14 protein-coding genes and 1 pseudogene are annotated in these 18070 nt (G+C 34.4%); 7 read left to right on the top strand and 8 right to left on the bottom strand.

The window, feature by feature from the left end; all coding sequences use genetic code 11:
* Nucleotides 1–46: 46 nt before the first annotated feature.
* The gene (locus tag IPN31_05385) at nt 47–628 is read left to right on the top strand and encodes an N-acetyltransferase (GenBank protein ID MBK8681335.1); all 582 of its coding nucleotides are present in this window, start codon (nt 47–49) and stop codon (nt 626–628) included.
* Nucleotides 629–635: 7 nt separating this feature from the next.
* Nucleotides 636–1193: a UpxY family transcription antiterminator gene (locus IPN31_05380; protein ID MBK8681334.1), complete on the top strand. Its 558-nt coding sequence runs from the start codon at nt 636–638 to the stop codon at nt 1191–1193.
* A gap of 291 nt (nt 1194–1484) precedes the next feature.
* Here the strand turns inward: IPN31_05380 and IPN31_05375 are convergent, their stop codons facing one another.
* Entirely contained in the window at nt 1485–1916 is a 432-nt protein-coding gene (locus IPN31_05375) for an LEA type 2 family protein (GenBank protein MBK8681333.1), read from the bottom strand.
* Between the two features lie 71 nt (nt 1917–1987).
* Nucleotides 1988–3802: a hypothetical protein gene (locus tag IPN31_05370; GenBank protein MBK8681332.1), complete on the bottom strand. Its 1815-nt coding sequence runs from the start codon at nt 3800–3802 to the stop codon at nt 1988–1990.
* A 126-nt stretch (nt 3803–3928) separates the two neighbouring features.
* Between IPN31_05370 and htpG the strand changes: the two genes are divergently transcribed.
* The 3 genes from htpG (at nt 3929) to IPN31_05355 (ending at nt 8162) form a co-directional block, all read left to right on the top strand.
* Nucleotides 3929–5797: a molecular chaperone HtpG gene (gene htpG / locus IPN31_05365; protein ID MBK8681331.1), complete on the top strand. Its 1869-nt coding sequence runs from the start codon at nt 3929–3931 to the stop codon at nt 5795–5797.
* 206 nt (nt 5798–6003) lie between these two features.
* Nucleotides 6004–7188, top strand: a complete 1185-nt coding sequence (locus IPN31_05360) for an aspartate aminotransferase family protein (protein ID MBK8681330.1) — start codon at nt 6004–6006, stop codon at nt 7186–7188.
* On the top strand, nt 7185–8162 hold the full coding sequence (locus tag IPN31_05355; GenBank protein MBK8681329.1) for a S1/P1 Nuclease: 978 nt from the start codon (nt 7185–7187) through the stop codon (nt 8160–8162). The genes IPN31_05360 and IPN31_05355 overlap by 4 nt, the downstream gene beginning before the upstream one ends.
* Before the next feature lie 176 nt (nt 8163–8338).
* Here IPN31_05355 and IPN31_05350 read toward each other — a convergent pair whose 3' ends face one another.
* Genes IPN31_05350 through IPN31_05340 form a run of 3 tightly spaced genes read right to left on the bottom strand, consistent with a single transcriptional unit; the run spans nt 8339 to nt 13272 of the window.
* Nucleotides 8339–10606: a PKD domain-containing protein gene (locus tag IPN31_05350; protein MBK8681328.1), complete on the bottom strand. Its 2268-nt coding sequence runs from the start codon at nt 10604–10606 to the stop codon at nt 8339–8341.
* A gap of 10 nt (nt 10607–10616) precedes the next feature.
* Nucleotides 10617–11885, bottom strand: coding sequence for a PKD domain-containing protein (locus tag IPN31_05345; protein MBK8681327.1), 1269 nt, complete (start codon nt 11883–11885; stop codon nt 10617–10619).
* Between the two features lies 1 nt (nt 11886).
* Nucleotides 11887–13272, bottom strand: a complete 1386-nt coding sequence (locus tag IPN31_05340; GenBank protein ID MBK8681326.1) for a T9SS type A sorting domain-containing protein — start codon at nt 13270–13272, stop codon at nt 11887–11889.
* Nucleotides 13273–13500: 228 nt separating this feature from the next.
* Here IPN31_05340 and IPN31_05335 point away from each other — a divergent pair, with 228 nt between their 5' ends.
* Nucleotides 13501–14925, top strand: coding sequence for a hypothetical protein (locus IPN31_05335; GenBank protein MBK8681325.1), 1425 nt, complete (start codon nt 13501–13503; stop codon nt 14923–14925).
* 179 nt (nt 14926–15104) lie between these two features.
* Here IPN31_05335 and IPN31_05330 read toward each other — a convergent pair whose 3' ends face one another.
* On the bottom strand, nt 15105–16019 hold the full coding sequence (locus tag IPN31_05330; GenBank protein ID MBK8681324.1) for a hypothetical protein: 915 nt from the start codon (nt 16017–16019) through the stop codon (nt 15105–15107).
* 67 nt (nt 16020–16086) lie between these two features.
* Between IPN31_05330 and IPN31_05325 the strand changes: the two genes are divergently transcribed.
* Entirely contained in the window at nt 16087–16515 is a 429-nt protein-coding gene (locus tag IPN31_05325) for a hypothetical protein (GenBank protein MBK8681323.1), read from the top strand.
* A 17-nt stretch (nt 16516–16532) separates the two neighbouring features.
* On the opposite strand, the pseudogene IPN31_05320 reads toward IPN31_05325, so the two are convergent.
* A pseudogene (locus IPN31_05320) lies at nt 16533–17555 on the bottom strand (SPASM domain-containing protein).
* 136 nt (nt 17556–17691) lie between these two features.
* Nucleotides 17692–18015 carry a hypothetical protein gene (locus tag IPN31_05315; GenBank protein ID MBK8681322.1) on the bottom strand — a complete coding sequence of 108 codons (324 nt, stop codon included), beginning with the start codon at nt 18013–18015 and terminating at the stop codon, nt 17692–17694.
* Between the last annotated feature and the right edge of the window lie 55 nt (nt 18016–18070).

Genomic DNA, 18070 nt, shown 5'->3' with positions numbered 1-18070 from the left:
CCTGTTGCAATTATGTATTTTTGGCCATTGCATTTTAATAGTAATTATGGAAGAAGAAAAATATTTTGCACACGACACCGCAGTAATTGATGCAGGTTGTAAAATAGGTGCAGGCACAAAAATCTGGCATTTCAGTCATGTAATGCAGGATTGTATTATCGGAAACAATTGTAATCTCGGGCAGAATGTAGTGGTATCTCCGGGTGTTGTTTTGGGCAATAATGTAAAGGTGCAAAACAATGTATCTATTTATACCGGAGTAATTTGCGATGATGATGTTTTTTTAGGGCCGAGTATGGTTTTTACAAATGTAATTAACCCACGCAGTGCGGTAAATCGCAGAGAGCAATATGCAAAAACACATGTACATCAGGGTGTAAGTATTGGTGCCAACGCAACTATTGTTTGTGGTAATGATATTGGTGCGTTTGCATTTATTGGTGCGGGTGCTGTGGTTACAAAAGAGGTATTACCTTTTGCATTAGTAGTAGGTAATCCTGCAAAACATATTGGATGGATGAGCGAGTTCGGACATCGTTTGCAATTTGATGCAAATAATATTGCTGAATGTGAAGAAAGCAAACAACAATACAAGTTAGAAAACGGACGTGTAACCAGAATTTCCTGAACCAAGTATGGCTGCAAAAACAAATGTAAATCCCGCACTGATAAAATACAGTTCAGAAAAAAAATGGTATGTGCTCTATGTGAAATCACGTACTGAAAAAAAAGTATTGGAGCGTATGGAGAAGTTTCAATATGAAGTTTTTTTACCACTTATAAAAACGATGCGGCAATGGAGCGACCGACGAAAGCAAGTGCTTGTTCCTCTTTTTAATGGATATATGTTTGCGCATATTAGTCCTGATGATTTTACAGGTATTCGCATGATAGAAGGTGTGGTAAATTTTGTGAGTGTAGAAGGCAAATATGCAACTATCCGCAATGAACAGATTGAAACTATTCGCACTTTTATTGAAACCGGTTATCACATGGAATCTGTTGCCGGAGATTTTGCTCCGGGAGAAAAAGTAAAAATCACTTTTGGACCATTAAAAGATTGTGAAGGTGAATTGTTGGATGTGCAAAATGAAAAACATTTTATTGTGCGTATTGATGCAATTAATCAAATATTAAAAGTGTCGGTGCCGGCAAATTATCTGCAAAAAGTAAAAGTAGTGAATGGCGAGTAGTGAGTGGTGAATAAATAATTAGCAATAAGCAAAATGCAATTGTAAATAATAAATGTTAAATGGTAAATTAAATATCAGTGATGAGTAATTAATAATGAGTATGCTCTTTACAAGGGCTATTGATTTTCAATTTTAATATAAACAAGCTTTTGCCTTAGCCATTAGCCTTCGCTTTTTCCCATTTGCACATGCTCACATTTTCACATTAAACCCATCTGCTAATCGGCTAATCATCTCATCGGCTAATTCCATTCTCACATTTGCACATTTGCACATTCTCACATTGTTCATTCAAAATTTCAAATTTGTTTTCTTCACTTTATCATCAAACGTAAAAGGAATTTTCTTTTTATACAGAAATTTCTGAACGATGAAATATCCATCCACACTATAAGGAACATCATCGCCTTTTAAAAATCCACCGAGATCAGAAATTGCAACTGCCGCTAATTTTGGATAGCTGGTAGTAAATATAAAAGGCAATGTAAAAGTGCTTTGTCCTTTTATTTTTACCGGTTCTGTAAGTATTACATTTCCCAATTCTTTTGCATTGACAAACACCGTTATCTCTGTAGATTTTAATTTAATTCCCGATTTGTTGGGATTGTATAATTGAATATCTGTTTTAATGGTTGGAGTACCTGATAAATTGGAAATTGTAAAATCAGAATGTCCACGATATTCCAAAGGTTTGATGCTTGTACAGGATGTTATTACAAGCATAATAAAAATTGTAAAAATTATTAATCGAAAAAATTTCATAGTAAATTATTTGAAAAGCAATAACGCTATTATCATTCCTTAGTATGCATAACAGGAATGGTTAAATGAAAATCTGATCCGCCATGCGTGCCATCTTCCACCCAAATTTCACCATTTAACTGCTCCATAATTTTTTTGCAAATCGCCAAACCAATTCCAGTTCCTGAATATTCGTTTTTTGCATGCAAGCGTTGGAATATTAAAAATATGCGCTCACGAAATTCCGCAGGAATACCAATGCCGTTATCAGCAATAATAATGTGATGTAATTGTTTATCCGATGAATGACTTATCCAAATTTCAGGCTTCGTGTTTTTATTATATTTCATAGCATTACCAAGCAGATTCATCAGCAGTTGAAACATTTGTGTTTCATCCGCAAGCACAATAGGTAAACGCATGCAGTGGATGAGAGAATTTATTTCATGCACTTGAGTGCGCAGCGATTTTTTTACTTTAATAAATACATCATTTAAATCCACTTCTTTCTTTTCGCTGATAAAATTTATTTTAGAATAAGAGAGTACATCGCTTATAAGTTGATTCATAGTTTTGGTGCCGTCAAGAATAAATCCCATAAATTCTCTTTCATCCACACCCAGTTTCCCTTGTAAATTGCGCTCAAGTAAAGTTACATACGAACCCACCATGCGTAAAGGCTCCCGTAAATCGTGAGAGACTACGTAGGCAAAGTGTTGAAGTTCGTAATTTGATGTTTCTAATTGCTTGGCATAAATTCCTATCTGTTCACTTTTTTGTTTCAACAATTCCGCTTCTCTTTCTTTTTTCTCCATCTCAAACATGTTGCGTGCTTTTGCAATAGCAGCTAATTTTTCATCATTAAAATGGAGTTTTACCATTTCACAATACTTAACTTCATATTGATACGCTTTTTCGAAATTATTCATCAGGAAATAGGTATCGGCAAGTTTTTGATACACACTTCCCAGTGATTGTTCAACCCCCAATCCAATAAAAATTTCTTCAGCTTTTAATAAATATTCAATTGCGATAGAGTAATGTTTTAAGCAATAATTTGCAGCACCCATTTGACTATACATGTGCCCGATATGATACTTGCTTTTTAATAGTTCATTTAATTCTTTGGCGGTTTGAAAATATTCTTCTGATTTTATTTTATTACCAAGTTGTGCATATAATAATCCTATGTTAGAACTATAAATACATAAATATGTGTTGGCTTTTCCTTCTTTTGCCAATGCATAAGATTTTAAAAGATATTCAAGTGATTTTTCGACATTATTATTCTTGAAATGTTTTACTGCAAATGAATTATAACAATTTGCTAATCCCGATTTTTCATCTATCTCTTTATATAAGGTATAAGCTCGTTCTAAAAATTCTTCCTGATTAAATTCAACACCACCTTGATTAAATAAAATGAATGCATTGTATAATGAAGCAGCTAGCCATCGTTTTTCTTCGCCGGTAATATTTACCTTATTATCCAATAACCCAATTGCACGCAGATATTCATTTTGTGCTTTTACCTGATTACCCATCATCTGATAATTGCGACCAATATTTAAATGATAATACGGGCGATAAAAATTTTTAAAATCACTGCGCATTAATTTAAATCCATCTTCACAAAGCTTAATGGATTTTTGATAATTATTTACTGAAGTACATACATAAAATGCTTGCTCAATTCTGGCGAGACCTTCATAATTTTTATCCTTTATTTCTTTGGCAAGCTTTACTATTTCCTTTGCATCTTTATCAATGCTGATTACATTATTGGTATAATTACTTTTTATCTGATTCAGCAGTAAATGAATACGGTCGAGTTCAGGTTGATTTTTTATAGTATTGGGAGATGTCATGCTCTTAAAAATAAGAAAAATTAATTATTGCAAAGGTAATAAGTCAAAGCTTATATCGCCGACAATTTGTCAGCACAAAACCGCATGGCAAGGGCTTTGTGAACAGAATGTTTAAAATAAATAATTATGTCAGTTGAAAAAGGTTCTATAGCCGTTCAGGCGGAAAATATTTTTCCTATTATTAAAAAATTTCTTTACAGCGATCATGAAATATTTCTCAGAGAGCTGATTTCCAATGCAACAGATGCCACTCAAAAATTAGTAAAACTTTCATCATTAGGTGATGTACATGGCGAACTCGGAGATTTAACGATTGAAGTGAAAGTGGATAAAAAGAAAAAAACAATTACCATTTCCGACAAAGGTATTGGGATGACTGCCGATGAAGTGAAGCGTTATATCAATCAAGTAGCATTCTCCAGTGCCAATGAATTTTTAGAAAAATTTAAAGGATTAGAAGATGGTAAATCTATAATCGGACATTTTGGTCTTGGGTTTTACAGCGCATTTATGGTTGCTGATAAAGTAACATTGATTACCAAATCATTTAAGGATGAACCCGCTGTAAAATGGGAGTGTGATGGCAATCCTGAATTTACTTTAGAAGAAACAGATAAGAAGGAAAGAGGTACAGATGTGATTCTGCATATTAATTCCGATTCAAAAGAGTTTTTGGAGGATGCTCGTATTGAAACATTACTGAATAAATATTGCAAATTTCTTCCCATACCAATAAAGTTTGGTACTAAAGAAGAAACGTTGAAGGAAGAAGGAAGCGATGAGGAGAAAAAAATTAAAAAAGATAAGATCATCAACAACACACATCCTGCATGGACAAGTAAACCTGCTGAATTGAATGATGAAGATTATAAAAATTTCTATAATGAATTATATCCCTATAGCGAAAAGCCATTGTTCTGGATTCATCTGAATGTGGACTATCCTTTTCACCTAACCGGAATTTTATATTTCCCAAAAATTAAAAAGAATTTTGAAGCACAGAAAAATAAAATACAGTTATACAGCAATCAGGTGTTTGTAACTGATGAAGTGAAAGAGATTGTACCTGAATGGCTCACATTATTACACGGTGTAATTGATTCACCGGATATTCCATTAAATGTTTCCCGTAGTTATTTGCAAAGTGATCCGTATGTAAAAAAGATAAATACATATATCACTAAAAAAGTTGCGGAGAAATTAGAGTCGCTGTTTAAAAAAGACAGAGCTGAATTTGAAAAACAATGGGAAAATATTAGTGTGATTGTAAAATACGGAATGCTCACAGATGAGAAGTTTTTTGAGAAGGCTGAAAAATTCTGTCTGTTGCAAAATACAGAAAATAAATATTTCACTTTTGAAGAATACAAAGAGCATATCAAACCAAATCAAACAGATAAGAATAATACTATTACTGCACTTTATACTGCCAACGAATCAGAGCATCATGTGTATATAGATGCAGCGATAAACAGAGGTTATGATGTGTTGAAAATTGATTCAGTTATTGATAATCATTTTATCAGTTTCATTGAAGAGAAATTAAAGGATGTGCATTTCAAACGTGTGGATGCCGACACACCCGATATGCTGATTGATAAGGATGAAAAAACCGAATCTATACTTTCGGATGAAGAACAAAATACAGTGAAAGATTTGTTTGGAAAATTTGCAGATCAAAATGCAGCAACTGTTGTTATGACTCCACAATCACCGGAAGATAATCCGATTTCAATTACCAAGAGTGAATGGATGCGCCGCATGAAAGAAATGAGTATGTATAACGGAATGGATTTCGCAGCGCAAATGCCGGATCAATATAATTTGGTTGTGAATTCTAATCATCCGTTGATAAGCAAACTTTTAAAATTAGAAGGTGATGCACAGGAAGCTGCTGCAAAACAATTACATGATCTTGCTTTATTATCGCAAGGTATGTTGAAAGGAAATGATCTTACTGCATTTGTAAAACGCAGTTATGGAATTATGCAGTAATAAAAATCAACTGTAATAATTTATAATAAATATCAGGGCTTGCTAATACAGCAAGCCTTTTTTTTATTTCATAAAAGAGGATAACTAAGAGTAATACGAATGGTATTACTACTTAATAGATGTATTCAAATACTATTCGTGCATTCGTGGCTATTTATTTTTCACAAATCACAGATGGCTTAAAATTTCTTTTGCAGTTTTACAGAATGAATTTGCGAACACTTTTTTTGCAACATGTTGCACAGACAAGTCCAAGTCCTTTAGCATTGGAAATTGTGAAAGCGGAAGGGTGTAAACTTTTTGATGTTGACGGAAAAATTTATTTGGATCTCATTGCAGGGATTTCAGTTTCTAATCTCGGGCATAATCATCCCGCAATTAAAAATGCAATCATTCAACAATTAGATAAATACACACACTTATTAGTATATGGTGAATTAATACAATCACCTCAGGTGGAGTTGGCTAAATATTTAACAGATCTATTGCCTGAAAATTTATCATCGGTATATTATGTCAACTCAGGAAGTGAAGCAATTGAAGGCGCTTTAAAACTTGCAAAAAGAGTTACAGGTCGCACAGAGATTATTTCTTTTAAAAATTCGTATCACGGTTCCACTGCAGGTGCATTGAGTTTAGGAAATACTGAAGAAAGAAAAAATACATTTCGTCCTTTAATCCCCGACAACCGTATTTTAGATTTTAATGTGTTTGATCAAATTGAAAATATTACCGAAAAAACTGCTTGCGTAATTATGGAAGCTGTGCAGGCAGAAGCAGGTGTAATATTGCCTCATGAAAATTATTTGCAAGCAATTCGAAAACGTTGTAAAGCAACAAACACACTATTAATTTTTGATGAAATACAAACAGGTTGTGGACGCACAGGAAAATTATTTGCTTTTGAAAAACAGCATGTAATTCCCGATGTATTGGTTTTGGCAAAAGCATTTGGTGGTGGTATGCCGCTGGGTGCATTTATCGCATCGCATGAAATGATGCAGACGTTTACGCATAATCCGGTGTTAGGTCATATCAATACATTTGGTGGACATCCGGTTTCTTGTGCTGCTGCATTAGCTTCTTTAAAAGTAATAGTGGAAGAGAAATTATTTGAACAAGCAGAAAGTAAAGCGCAATTATTTAAATCGTTTTTAATACATCCGAAAATAAAGGAAGTGCGCAATAGTGGTTTGCTGATAGCAATTGATTTTGAAAACACCACATTGAATTTAAAAGTGGTGCAAAAGTGTATTGAAAATGGTGTAATGACAGATTGGTTTTTATTTGCAGATGATTGCATGCGCATTGCACCGCCACTTATTATTAGTGAAGAAGAAATTAAATTTACTTGCACAATAATTTTAGATTCGATAAACAGCTTATCTTGAAAAAAATTATTACATCACTGTTTATAATCACTTGTCTGTTACAAGTGCAAAGTACAAATCCACCCTGGGGATTTTGGGGACATCAACGCATAAATGAAATGGCACTATTTACTTTGCCCGAAGAATTGTTTGCATTTTATAAACCACATATTGATTATGTAGCTGAACATTCAGTTGATCCGGATAAAAGAAGATATGCTGTTGCGAATGAAGCACCAAAACATTATTTAGATATTGATCATTACGGTGTGTATCCATTTGAAAATTTACCACGCAATTGGTTTGATGCGGTAGAAAAATATACAGAAGATAGTTTGCAGGCGTATGGCATAGTTCCCTGGCATGTAGAGCGTATGATGTATTGGCTTACTGAATCGTTTGAAAAGAAAGATGTAAAAAATATTTTGCGCAATACAGCAGAAATCGGACACTATATTGCAGATGCACATGTGCCATTGCATTGCACAGAAAATTATAACGGGCAGCTTACAGATCAACATGGCATTCATGGTTTTTGGGAATCGAGAATTCCTGAAATGATAGGTGAAAATTTTGATTATCTCGCAGGCAAAGCAGAATATATTCCCGACGTTAATGAACGCATTTGGGAGATTGTTTTGCAGAGTCATCAGATGAGCGATAGTGTGTTGTTATTAGAAAAAGAATTGAGCAAAACATTTCCATCCGATCAAAAATATAGTTACGAAGCAAGAGGAAATACAACTGTGAGAGTTTATAGTCGTTCTTATACTTTGGAATATAATAGAGTATTAAATAATATGGTGGAACGTCGCATGCGTGAGACCATAATTGACCTCGGTAGTTTTTTGTTAACAGCATGGATTAATGCGGGCAAACCTGATCTTACAGGTATTGTTGCAGTGCCATTTACGGATGCAGAATTAAAAGAAATGGAATCGGTAAATAACGCATTTAATACTGGAGAGAAAATGAAGGGTAGGGCGGAAGAATAACTACGCAGGGTTTTGCAGATTATTTATTTTTAAATGGAGGCAAGAACCCTGCGGAAACTAAAAAAACTTAGACTTACGCCGAGTCCTTTTCAAGTGACTCGGCCAAAAAAAAAGTAACGCTACAAAACGCAACGTTACTTTTAGTGAAAAACGAAATCAACTATTCTATTATTAATTTATTGCAGCAGCATCAATTTTTCTGTGTGCAAACTTTCACCATCATTTATTTGCAGAAAATATAATCCTGAGGGAAGGGCATGCACATTGGTTGTAATTGTATGTATTCCTTTTTGTAATTGTCCGGTATAAATATTTTGCAACTGTTGTCCATTTATATTCATTAAATCAATTTGCATGAATTGAGTAGTTGCAAGATTTATTTCGGTTTTGAAAATTCCATTTGCAGGGTTAGGCATGATGGTAATTGCACCCATAATCATTTCTTCTTCTACACTTGTAGCTCCGCATGCGCCTTCAGTCCAACTTAATACACCACCATAGTATGTAGCAAAACATTCGTTGGAGTAGGTAACACCATCGCATCCGCAAACGGGATCATATTCTTCTGTGCAAGAAAACAGTGTATCCACTAAACTCGCATCAAAACAATCACCGATAAAAATATCTTTACAAAATTGATCGAAACAATCAGTACCTGCTGAGCCAATTGTTAAACACACAGTATAATATCCTTCAGTAGTATAAAGATGATCGGGATTTTCGCCATCGGAAATTCCGCCATCACCAAAATCCCATGCATTGCCTTCATATGCATCGCCTGACATATTGGAAAATTCTGCAACCCAACCATCATCTGTTTCTGTAATACTGCTTACAATAAAATATGCTTCGCAAGGCATAGTTGAATCTCCAACAACTATAGTTTCGCAATAGGAATCAACACAACTATCCGCAGTTACAATTGCAAGACAAACTTCATACACGCCTTCATCGAAAGTATGTTCTATGTCTTCACTAAAACCGTAAGTGCCATCACCGAAATCCCAAGCCCATGCAATTATATCTGAAGATGCATCCGAAGTGGAAAAGAAGCTTCCATTACCTCCGGATAATTCATATTCAAAAGTTGCTTCGCAGTCGCCACCAGTTCCCACATCGCCAAGTATTAATACAAAGCAATAGGTATCCGTACATGCAGTATCGGAAGAAGTAATTGTTACACAAACTTCGTACATACTATCCAATTCAAAATAATGTTCTGCATCATAACTATCGGCATAAGTACCATCACCAAAATCCCAAAATACAGAACCAATATCGCCACCAATTACATCAGATTCATTATTAAAATGTACTACCCAACCATCACCATCAGGAACAATAGAAGTGATATTAAAAAATGCTTCGCAAGCATCACCTGCACCAAGAACTAAAATTTCTTCACAGTATTCAGCAACACATCCTGTAGCAAAACTTACTGTAACACAAGCTAGATATTCACCCGGTTCATACTCATGAATAGTATCCATTCCACCGGTATAAGTACCATCACCAAAATCCCAATCATAAGCAATTACATCACCAGGACCGGGATCTGTTTCGGCTTCAAAATATACAGTTGTTCCATCTATTTCATAATCGAATGAAGCAAAACAATCAACACCAATTGAATCACCTACAAATATTTCAATACAAGTTTCATCAGTACATCCGCTTCCGGTTTCAATACTTAAACACACTTCATAAAAACCATCTTCTGCATATTCATGCCATAGGTCTTCTCCATCACTACTTCCTAAAAATTCTTCTGATGTTCCATCACCATATTCGAATGTATATGTTACTTCTTCAAAATCAGGTTCAACAGAGCCATAAAAATGTACGCTTAATCCATCAAGTGCCCAGATATCGAGAGAAGCATTACACTCAATTCCGACACCTTCAATAACTACCGCATGACAAGCAACTGCAATACAACTATCAAGGGAAACTACGGTTGCGCAAGCTTCATACGTACCGTCACTACTATATGTGTGTTCAGGTTCTGTATCATAAGTACCAGTGCCATCACCGAAATCCCAATAGATAGATAAAAAATCTTCAGGGTCAGTTTCGGCACCAAATTCAACTGTCATTCCATCCACTTCAAAACCGAAATCAACAAAACAATCTACTCCATCTTCCACAATTAATACATCTCTACATCTGTCGTCCACACATCCACCGGAAGTTTCTATAACTAAACATATTACATGCAAACCGGCTTCTAAAAATGTGTATTCAAAATCAGGATCATCTGAAACAAATTCTCCATCAATTGTATAATACCAACTGACAATTGCACCGAGATCAGAATCACTGTCGTCGAGAACAGTAATATTATAACCACTGATTTCCCATTCAAAATCTGCATCGCAATCTGAGATTGCAAAGAGATTGGTAAAAGAAAATAATACGAGGAGAGTTGCGAAAATTTTATACATAATTGTTGTTTTAATGTTGAATAATAACAGTGCGATTTTCTATCGTTCCGTTATTTTCAATGATTAATAAATATGTGCCGGCAGGAATTTGCTGCACATCGAGATTATATGTTTCTTGTAAGTTCACATTTGATAAATGAGCTACAATATTTCCCAACATATTGCGCAGACTTACATTATAATTATCTAAAGTATTTGTGTGAATTGCAATGGTATTATTTGCAGGATTGGGATACACTTTTAATCCGTTAATAAGCTCTTCTTCAATACTTGTTGCACTGCATTCGCCATCCACATAAAACATTACACCGAAATAATTTTCAGCAATGCATGCATTATCATAAGTGTTATTATCACAACCACACACCGGATCAATTACAGTTCCGCAATCAACTGAATTATTTATTAATGCAGTATCAATACAATCGTTGGCACCTAAAATTATTTCATCGCAAAACTGTTCAAAGCAATCTGATCCACTGCTGCCCATAGTAACACATACTAAATAACTTCCGGGAATTGTATATAAATGTTCTGCATCTTCTCCGGTAAAATATTCTGAGCCATCACCAAAGCTCCATACATAAGGTGTGGATGCATCGCCACCGGTTGACATATTTGAAAACTCTACATTAAATCCTGTAGCTAATGGGGTAATTGCATTCACTTCAAAAAATGGAGAACAAGCACCACCACTTCCACCACCTTCCACATCCACATCATCGCACTCTGTACTATAACAACCATCAGCAGTAATAATAGAAAGACAAACTTCATATTCACCTGCACTTGCATATATATGTTCAGGATTTATTTCACTAGAAGTGGTACCATCACCAAAATTCCAGAGATAAGTTATAATTGTAGAACCGCCATCATCGGAGTCATCATTAAAAGAAACAGTAAGACCGCTATCCTCCCAATCCCAATCGGCTTGACAATCTCCATCTGCTTCGCCAATATCCCATGAATCACATCTTTCATCAACACATGACGCATCTAAGGAAAGCATTACAACACAAATATCATATTCGCCTGCAACAGAATAAATATGTGTCGGCTCAAATTCTGTAGAAGAAGTACCATCACCAAAATCCCAAATAACAGAACCAACTCCAGCATCTGCTTCACAGAGATTAGCGAAAGTTACAGCCCAACCATCTATGGTTAATTCTTGTGATGCAATTTCAAAATCTGCATCGCAATCAGATGCAATTACATTTTGAAAATTGAATATCGCAATTAAAATAAACAGGGTAAATAAAATTTTACTTTTCATATCAGTTGTGTTGTATAATTATTTTTTCAATTAACAGCGTATGGTTTTTTTGAATTTTTAAAAGATAAACTCCAGAAGTAAATTCTCTGATATCTATTTCAATTACATTTGAAACATTGTTGAAAGAAATAAGTGTTTTTCCATACATATCCATCAACTCTAATTTATCAATTTGCATATCCGGTTCAATAAATAAATAGTTGCTTACAGGGTTAGGATAAATATGAATATTGGTTGTATTAAAATCCGGTATATCATTAAATATCTGATACACAATAACCGAATCGCATGTTAAATGCATTGTTTCCGCACCACGAATTTCACCTGCATCATTCATCAGTTCGGGAAAGGTGGGACACATAGTAAACACACTGCTATTCATATCGGTAATCTTACCTGCAATGTTATCTTCCATCACAAAACTTACTGTACCAATCGGCCCATATCCGGTAGCAGAAGTATGATTAATGCGCACCACACTTGCAGCAAGATTTCCTGTGGTATCATCTCTGTTTAAACTAATTATATCAGTACTATCAGACTTTAACCAACCTGTATTAAAATTTATGCTAATACTGCCATCAACAATAAAATCCGGATTGTATTCCAGTGTAAAAGCAACTCCTAAAATATTGGTGGCAGGATAATCAATACTTCCTAAAATGATGGGTAATACAACAGTAGAACCCACTTCAATACTATCTGTAAAAAATGCAATACTCAAAGGTGGAAGTGTATCGCCGCCGCCTGAAATTTCTGTAGTTTTTAAATGCAGCTCACCATAATTTTCTAAAATGGGAACAGTATCATTTGCATCCACAAATCCATCTCCATTACAATCTGCAAATTTTGGATTTAATGGAATAGTTACACCTACTTCTTCATCCCATGCATCACAATAATTACTGTTCCATTCTATCTCAGAAGTATATCTTGAAGGCCCTATATTTCCATAGAATAGACCTACATACAATAAATCTAAATTGTTTGCAATACCATTATCATCTGCATCGCCCGGCCATACACATGCTGCTGCATCCTGCACATAAATAGTGAGTGTAGAAATATCCGATAATTCTGCACCATCCTTAATTTCATAAATAAGAATATCTGTTCCTACAAAAACACCATCGGGAGTGTATTCAACAGTACCGTCAGAGGAATAAGTTACATCTCCATATAGGGGCTCAATAATTATGTCTTCCAACACAATTCCTAAACCGGAAGAATCCTCATCATTTGCCAAAACATTTATTGTAACTACACCATCCAGACAGACACCTGTTGTATCCGGATTTGCCTGGGGAGCTTGACTATATATCTGATTTAGTGGGAAAAGTCCCGTAGTGATAAGCAGTAAAAGGAGAATATGTTTTAAAGGTTTCATTGGCAATGTAAAATTGAATGGTTAATCAAGGAATAAAAAATACATATTTGCTGTGTTTCCGTCATTTCCAGAATTGGTTTACCCGGATATCTACTAATTATTAGTCCGGTTTTATTCTAAACAATTGAAAGTCAATACTTAGATGCAAATTAAAAGTATGCATTTTTAAGACTTGGAAACAACTTTTCCAAAAAAGAACTTAATTTTCAATCGGTATTTGACAAAATTATGCAGAACAGTAAAATGATAAGCCTGCTGAGGCATTTCAGCCAAAAGGAACTTACTCAACTCGGAGAATTTATTGCTTCCCCCTTTTTTAATAAAGACGAAGATTTGATTTTGCTTTTCAATTATATTAAAAAATTCGGTCCGGAGTTTACATCTTCTAAGCTCGATAGAAAGGAGTTGTTTAATAACAAAAAATCAGGATTAGTTCTGGATGAAAAGAAGTTGAGTTATATGATGAGTGATATAGTAAAACTCACCGAACAATTTATCCGCTATAATAAATTTAATGAACAGGAAATTGAAGGGTATTGTAATTTGATGTCGGTATATAATAGTTGGGATGATGATAAACTGTATGAACAAACAATGCGCAAAAGCAAAGTTGCACTTCAAAATTATCCTTATCGCAACGCTGCATTTTTTTATAAAGAATATTTAGTGGAGTCGGAAATGAATGTGTATTTTGATCGCCAGAAAACAAGAGCCTATGATGAGAGTTTACAAAAAGCAGCAGACCGTTTAGATTTATTTTATCTCTCTATCAAATTAAAATATTCTTGCGAACTGATTAACCGGCAGAAACTTGTTGCAGCAGAATATGAGTTGCGTTTGCTGAAAGAAATTTCATCGCACTTATCTGAAAATAGTTACACATCCTATCCTTCCATTTCAATTTACTATCAAATTTTAATGACTTTTTTAGAGTCTGATAATGCAGAACATTTTAAAAAATTAAAAACATTATTAGTTGCACATGCCGATAAATTTCCGCAACCCGAAGCAAGAGATATGTATATGTATGCGCAGAATTATTGCATCCGGAAAATTAATGCTGGTGATATGAATTTCCTTACTGAATCATTGAACTTATATAAAAAAGCAATTGAAAAAGAAGTGTTATACGAAGAAGGATTTTTATCTCCATGGTCGTATAAAAATATTGTGGTAGTGGCATTGCGGGCGGGCGATACAGCCTATGCAGAACAATTTATAAAACAATATAATAATGCGATAAATCCAAAATTTAGAAACAATGCACATAACTATAATCTCGCTTACTTGCAATTTTATAAAGGGAAACATGGCGAAGCATTAGAGTTATTAAATAAAGTAGAATTCACAGATATTTTTTATGCATTGGATAGCCGAAGCTTACAAATAAAAATATATTACGAATTAAACGAACTGATGCCGCTGCAAAGTGCATTGGAATCATTTCGTGTGTATCTCAGAAGAAATAAAACGCTGAGTGAAAATATGAAAACCACTTATTCTAATCTTGTAAAATTTATTGACAAATTAGGTCGCATGCAAAAAGGTGAAAATGCAAAACTGGAAAAGCTGATGGATAAAATTGATGAAACAAAACAAATTGCAGATATCCGCTGGCTGAAAACAAAAGTGGGAGATAAAATGAAGGGATGAGGGATTTTGTGAATGGTGAATGGTGAGTGGTGAAAAGTGAGTGGTGAATGATGAATTTTTTTAACCCCAAACTTGAAACACGAAACTTAAAACATTTTCTTGTCAATAGTCAAAAGTCAGGTCTTTGTTTTTTCATTGTCAATTGTCAATTTTCAACTGTCAATTGTCAATTTAAAAAGTCAATCACATGTTTCTAAATCTGCATAATAGGAAAGTGTCCAGTTTGTATAATAATAAGAAGGGTCAGTTCCTCCACCCGGGCTATAAATAGCAGAAGGTGTAATTTCAGAATAACCAAACTCTGCAGCATCAGAACAAGTGGGGTCTTCCTGTGCACCTGTCCACTGCTCAATCGTTACCCATGTATCAAACATACTTGGATCCATTACATATTTTTCAATGCGTTGTTTTTGTACATTCCAAACTGTAACCAATGGCGCTACATGATACCACCAATACACACAACACTCGCCGGTATTCACAGCTAAAAATGCAGATGGATCTTCATAGCTGAACACTTTTTGACAATCAAATCCATATTTATCAGCTAACACCTGACGCATCTTATGCGCTCTTGCATAACATCCGTCAACCACATATTGAAAAGGGATACAATAATCTAATTCAGATAAACCTGTTGCACAACCTTGATCACGCATATAATCGAAAATAATATGCAGGTCTTCAACATCGGGAAGCACAGGTTGTAAATCTGTTCTTGGTGATCCTTCAGGTTGATAGCGTTTCTCAAATTCTTTTTTTTCTACATCACTTGCAGCTTGTACAGCAGTCATTTGAAAATCTGTATTTAAAGTAACACGTAATGGAATATTATTTTTTGAATTTACATCCAACAATGCTTTCATTGCTTCATATCCTTCTGCATTTTTTTTGAATGGAATAATTCTCGGAGTTTCATAAAAGCGCAACCATATCGCATCATTGTCCGGTGCATCAGTATAATATGCAAGCGTCATCAATTTATAATCTGATTGCATGGGTAATGTTTCCTGCATTATTGTATCAGGATTTATTCTGTTGCAACCCGTAATAATAAATAAGGAGATAAGTGAGAGAAGAGTAAACTGTTTCATTATCGTAATTTTAGTAAGCTAAAGTTAAAGTGTTTCAAATAACAATCACATAAAACATACAGGAAATATGACAAAACAATGCGCCTTAATTTTGTTGACGGTTTGCAATGTATTCATAGCAACAAGTCAAACACCAGTAGAGCTTGAAAAATTTATTTCAAAGTTTGAGAAAGCGGTTATTTCACATAATTATAATAAGGTATTAAAGCATACAGATGCAGATTATAGAACAGAGCAACACGATGCATTTCTAAAAGGAAATACAAAACAATTTATTGATGAATTATTTTGCGGATATGAAATCCAATCGGATGCATTTATAAATTTTAAATTAACGGACATTGATGCGCTATCTGTGCAAGAAGTATTTCAAAATTCTGAGAGTGATTATACAATGAGTTGGCTTGTAAATTCTAAAGAACTTGGTTCTGCAAAATGCCAATTACATATTACCAAAAAGAAAAATAAATGGGGAGTGGTGGGTGCGGTGGGATAAAAAAATATCTCAATTAATCAAGCCCACACCTTTGTTCCTTCTGTACAATTTTTACAGATATCAATTTCACTTCTGCTTTTTAAAACAGCACTTCTGAAATTGTGATAAGCAGGTCCTGTCCATAATTCTTTAAAAGATGTTTGTTTTAAATCGCCGAGTTTATGCTTTGCATCCTTATCAAAGCAACAAGGAACAACAGCACCATCCCATGTAATTACACAGCTATGCCATAATTTCCAGCAATGATTTGTCATCTCATTTTTAATGGCATACTTTCCATCTTTTCCTTTTTTATAGCGAGCATATTTATCAATAGTGGGCAGTAAATCACTGCCATTTTCATAATCGTAAATCTGTGCAGTTTTCAATCGCACTTCATCCACACCTAATTCCTCTGCAAGTTTATATACATCCTTTATCTGATGTTCATTTGGTTTTACAACAAGAAATTGAAAAATGATATTTGGTGTTTTCGATTTCAATTCTTTTTTTCCACGAATAATATTTCTTGTTCCTTCCAATACTTTTTCCAACTTACCACCTCTGCGATATTGCTGATACACTTCCTGTGTCGTTCCATCGATGGAAATAATTAATCTGTCCAATCCACTTTCAATAGTGCGCTTTGCATTTTCATCAGTTAAGTAATGTGCATTGGTGCTTGTTGCTGTATATATTTTTTTAGCAGATGCATATTTTACCATCTCTAAAAAACTTGGATTTAAATAAGGCTCACCTTGAAAATAAAAATCAAATACGTCAGATCTTTTCCCAACTCATCCATTGTTTCTTTGAAAAAATCTTTATCCAACATTCCTGTAGGTCGTGTGAATGCACGCAAATCCACTTGGGACATTCCGGACAACGCAAATTACATGATGTAGTTGGCTCAAAAGAAAGTGAAATTGGCAATCCCCACTGCACAGTTTTTTTGTAAACTTACTATAGTAATAGGATGCAATTACTTTACTCATGTTCATCAAACGACGAGGAGTCATTTTCGATGCATAGTTTATTGAGTCAGTAAGATTAAAAGGCATATTTTTATTAATTAAAAGAATTAGCAAATTAGCTGATTAGCTAATTAAACAATCAATACTTCAAAAGATTCTTTACTTTTCAAATTAGTTTATAAACCCATCGGCTAATTAGCTAATTTGCTAATTGTCACATCAATTATATTCCTTCAAATTGTTTTAAAAATCGCAAATCATTTTCTGAAAATAAACGAATATCGTTGATGCGGAATTTCAACATTGCCATGCGTTCTATTCCCATTCCAAAAGCAAAGCCTGTATATTTTTCTGAATCTATTCCGCAATTTTCCAACACTTGTGGATCTATCATACCTGCTCCTCCAATTTCAACCCAACCACTGTATTTACAAATAGCACATCCTGCCTGATTGCACACAAAGCAACTCACATCTAATTCGGCACTTGGTTCTGTAAAAGGGAAATAACTGGGACGCAGACGAATACTTGTTTGCCACCAAATAATTCTTTTGACTAAATAAGAAAGATGTTTGTTTTAAATCTGCTAAACTCCTTCATCC

The organism is Bacteroidota bacterium (assembly GCA_016715425.1).
Lineage (GTDB): Bacteria > Bacteroidota > Bacteroidia > Chitinophagales > BACL12 > JADKAC01.
Note: the sequence above shows the minus strand (reverse complement) of the source record. Positions and strands in the feature narration are given on the sequence as shown.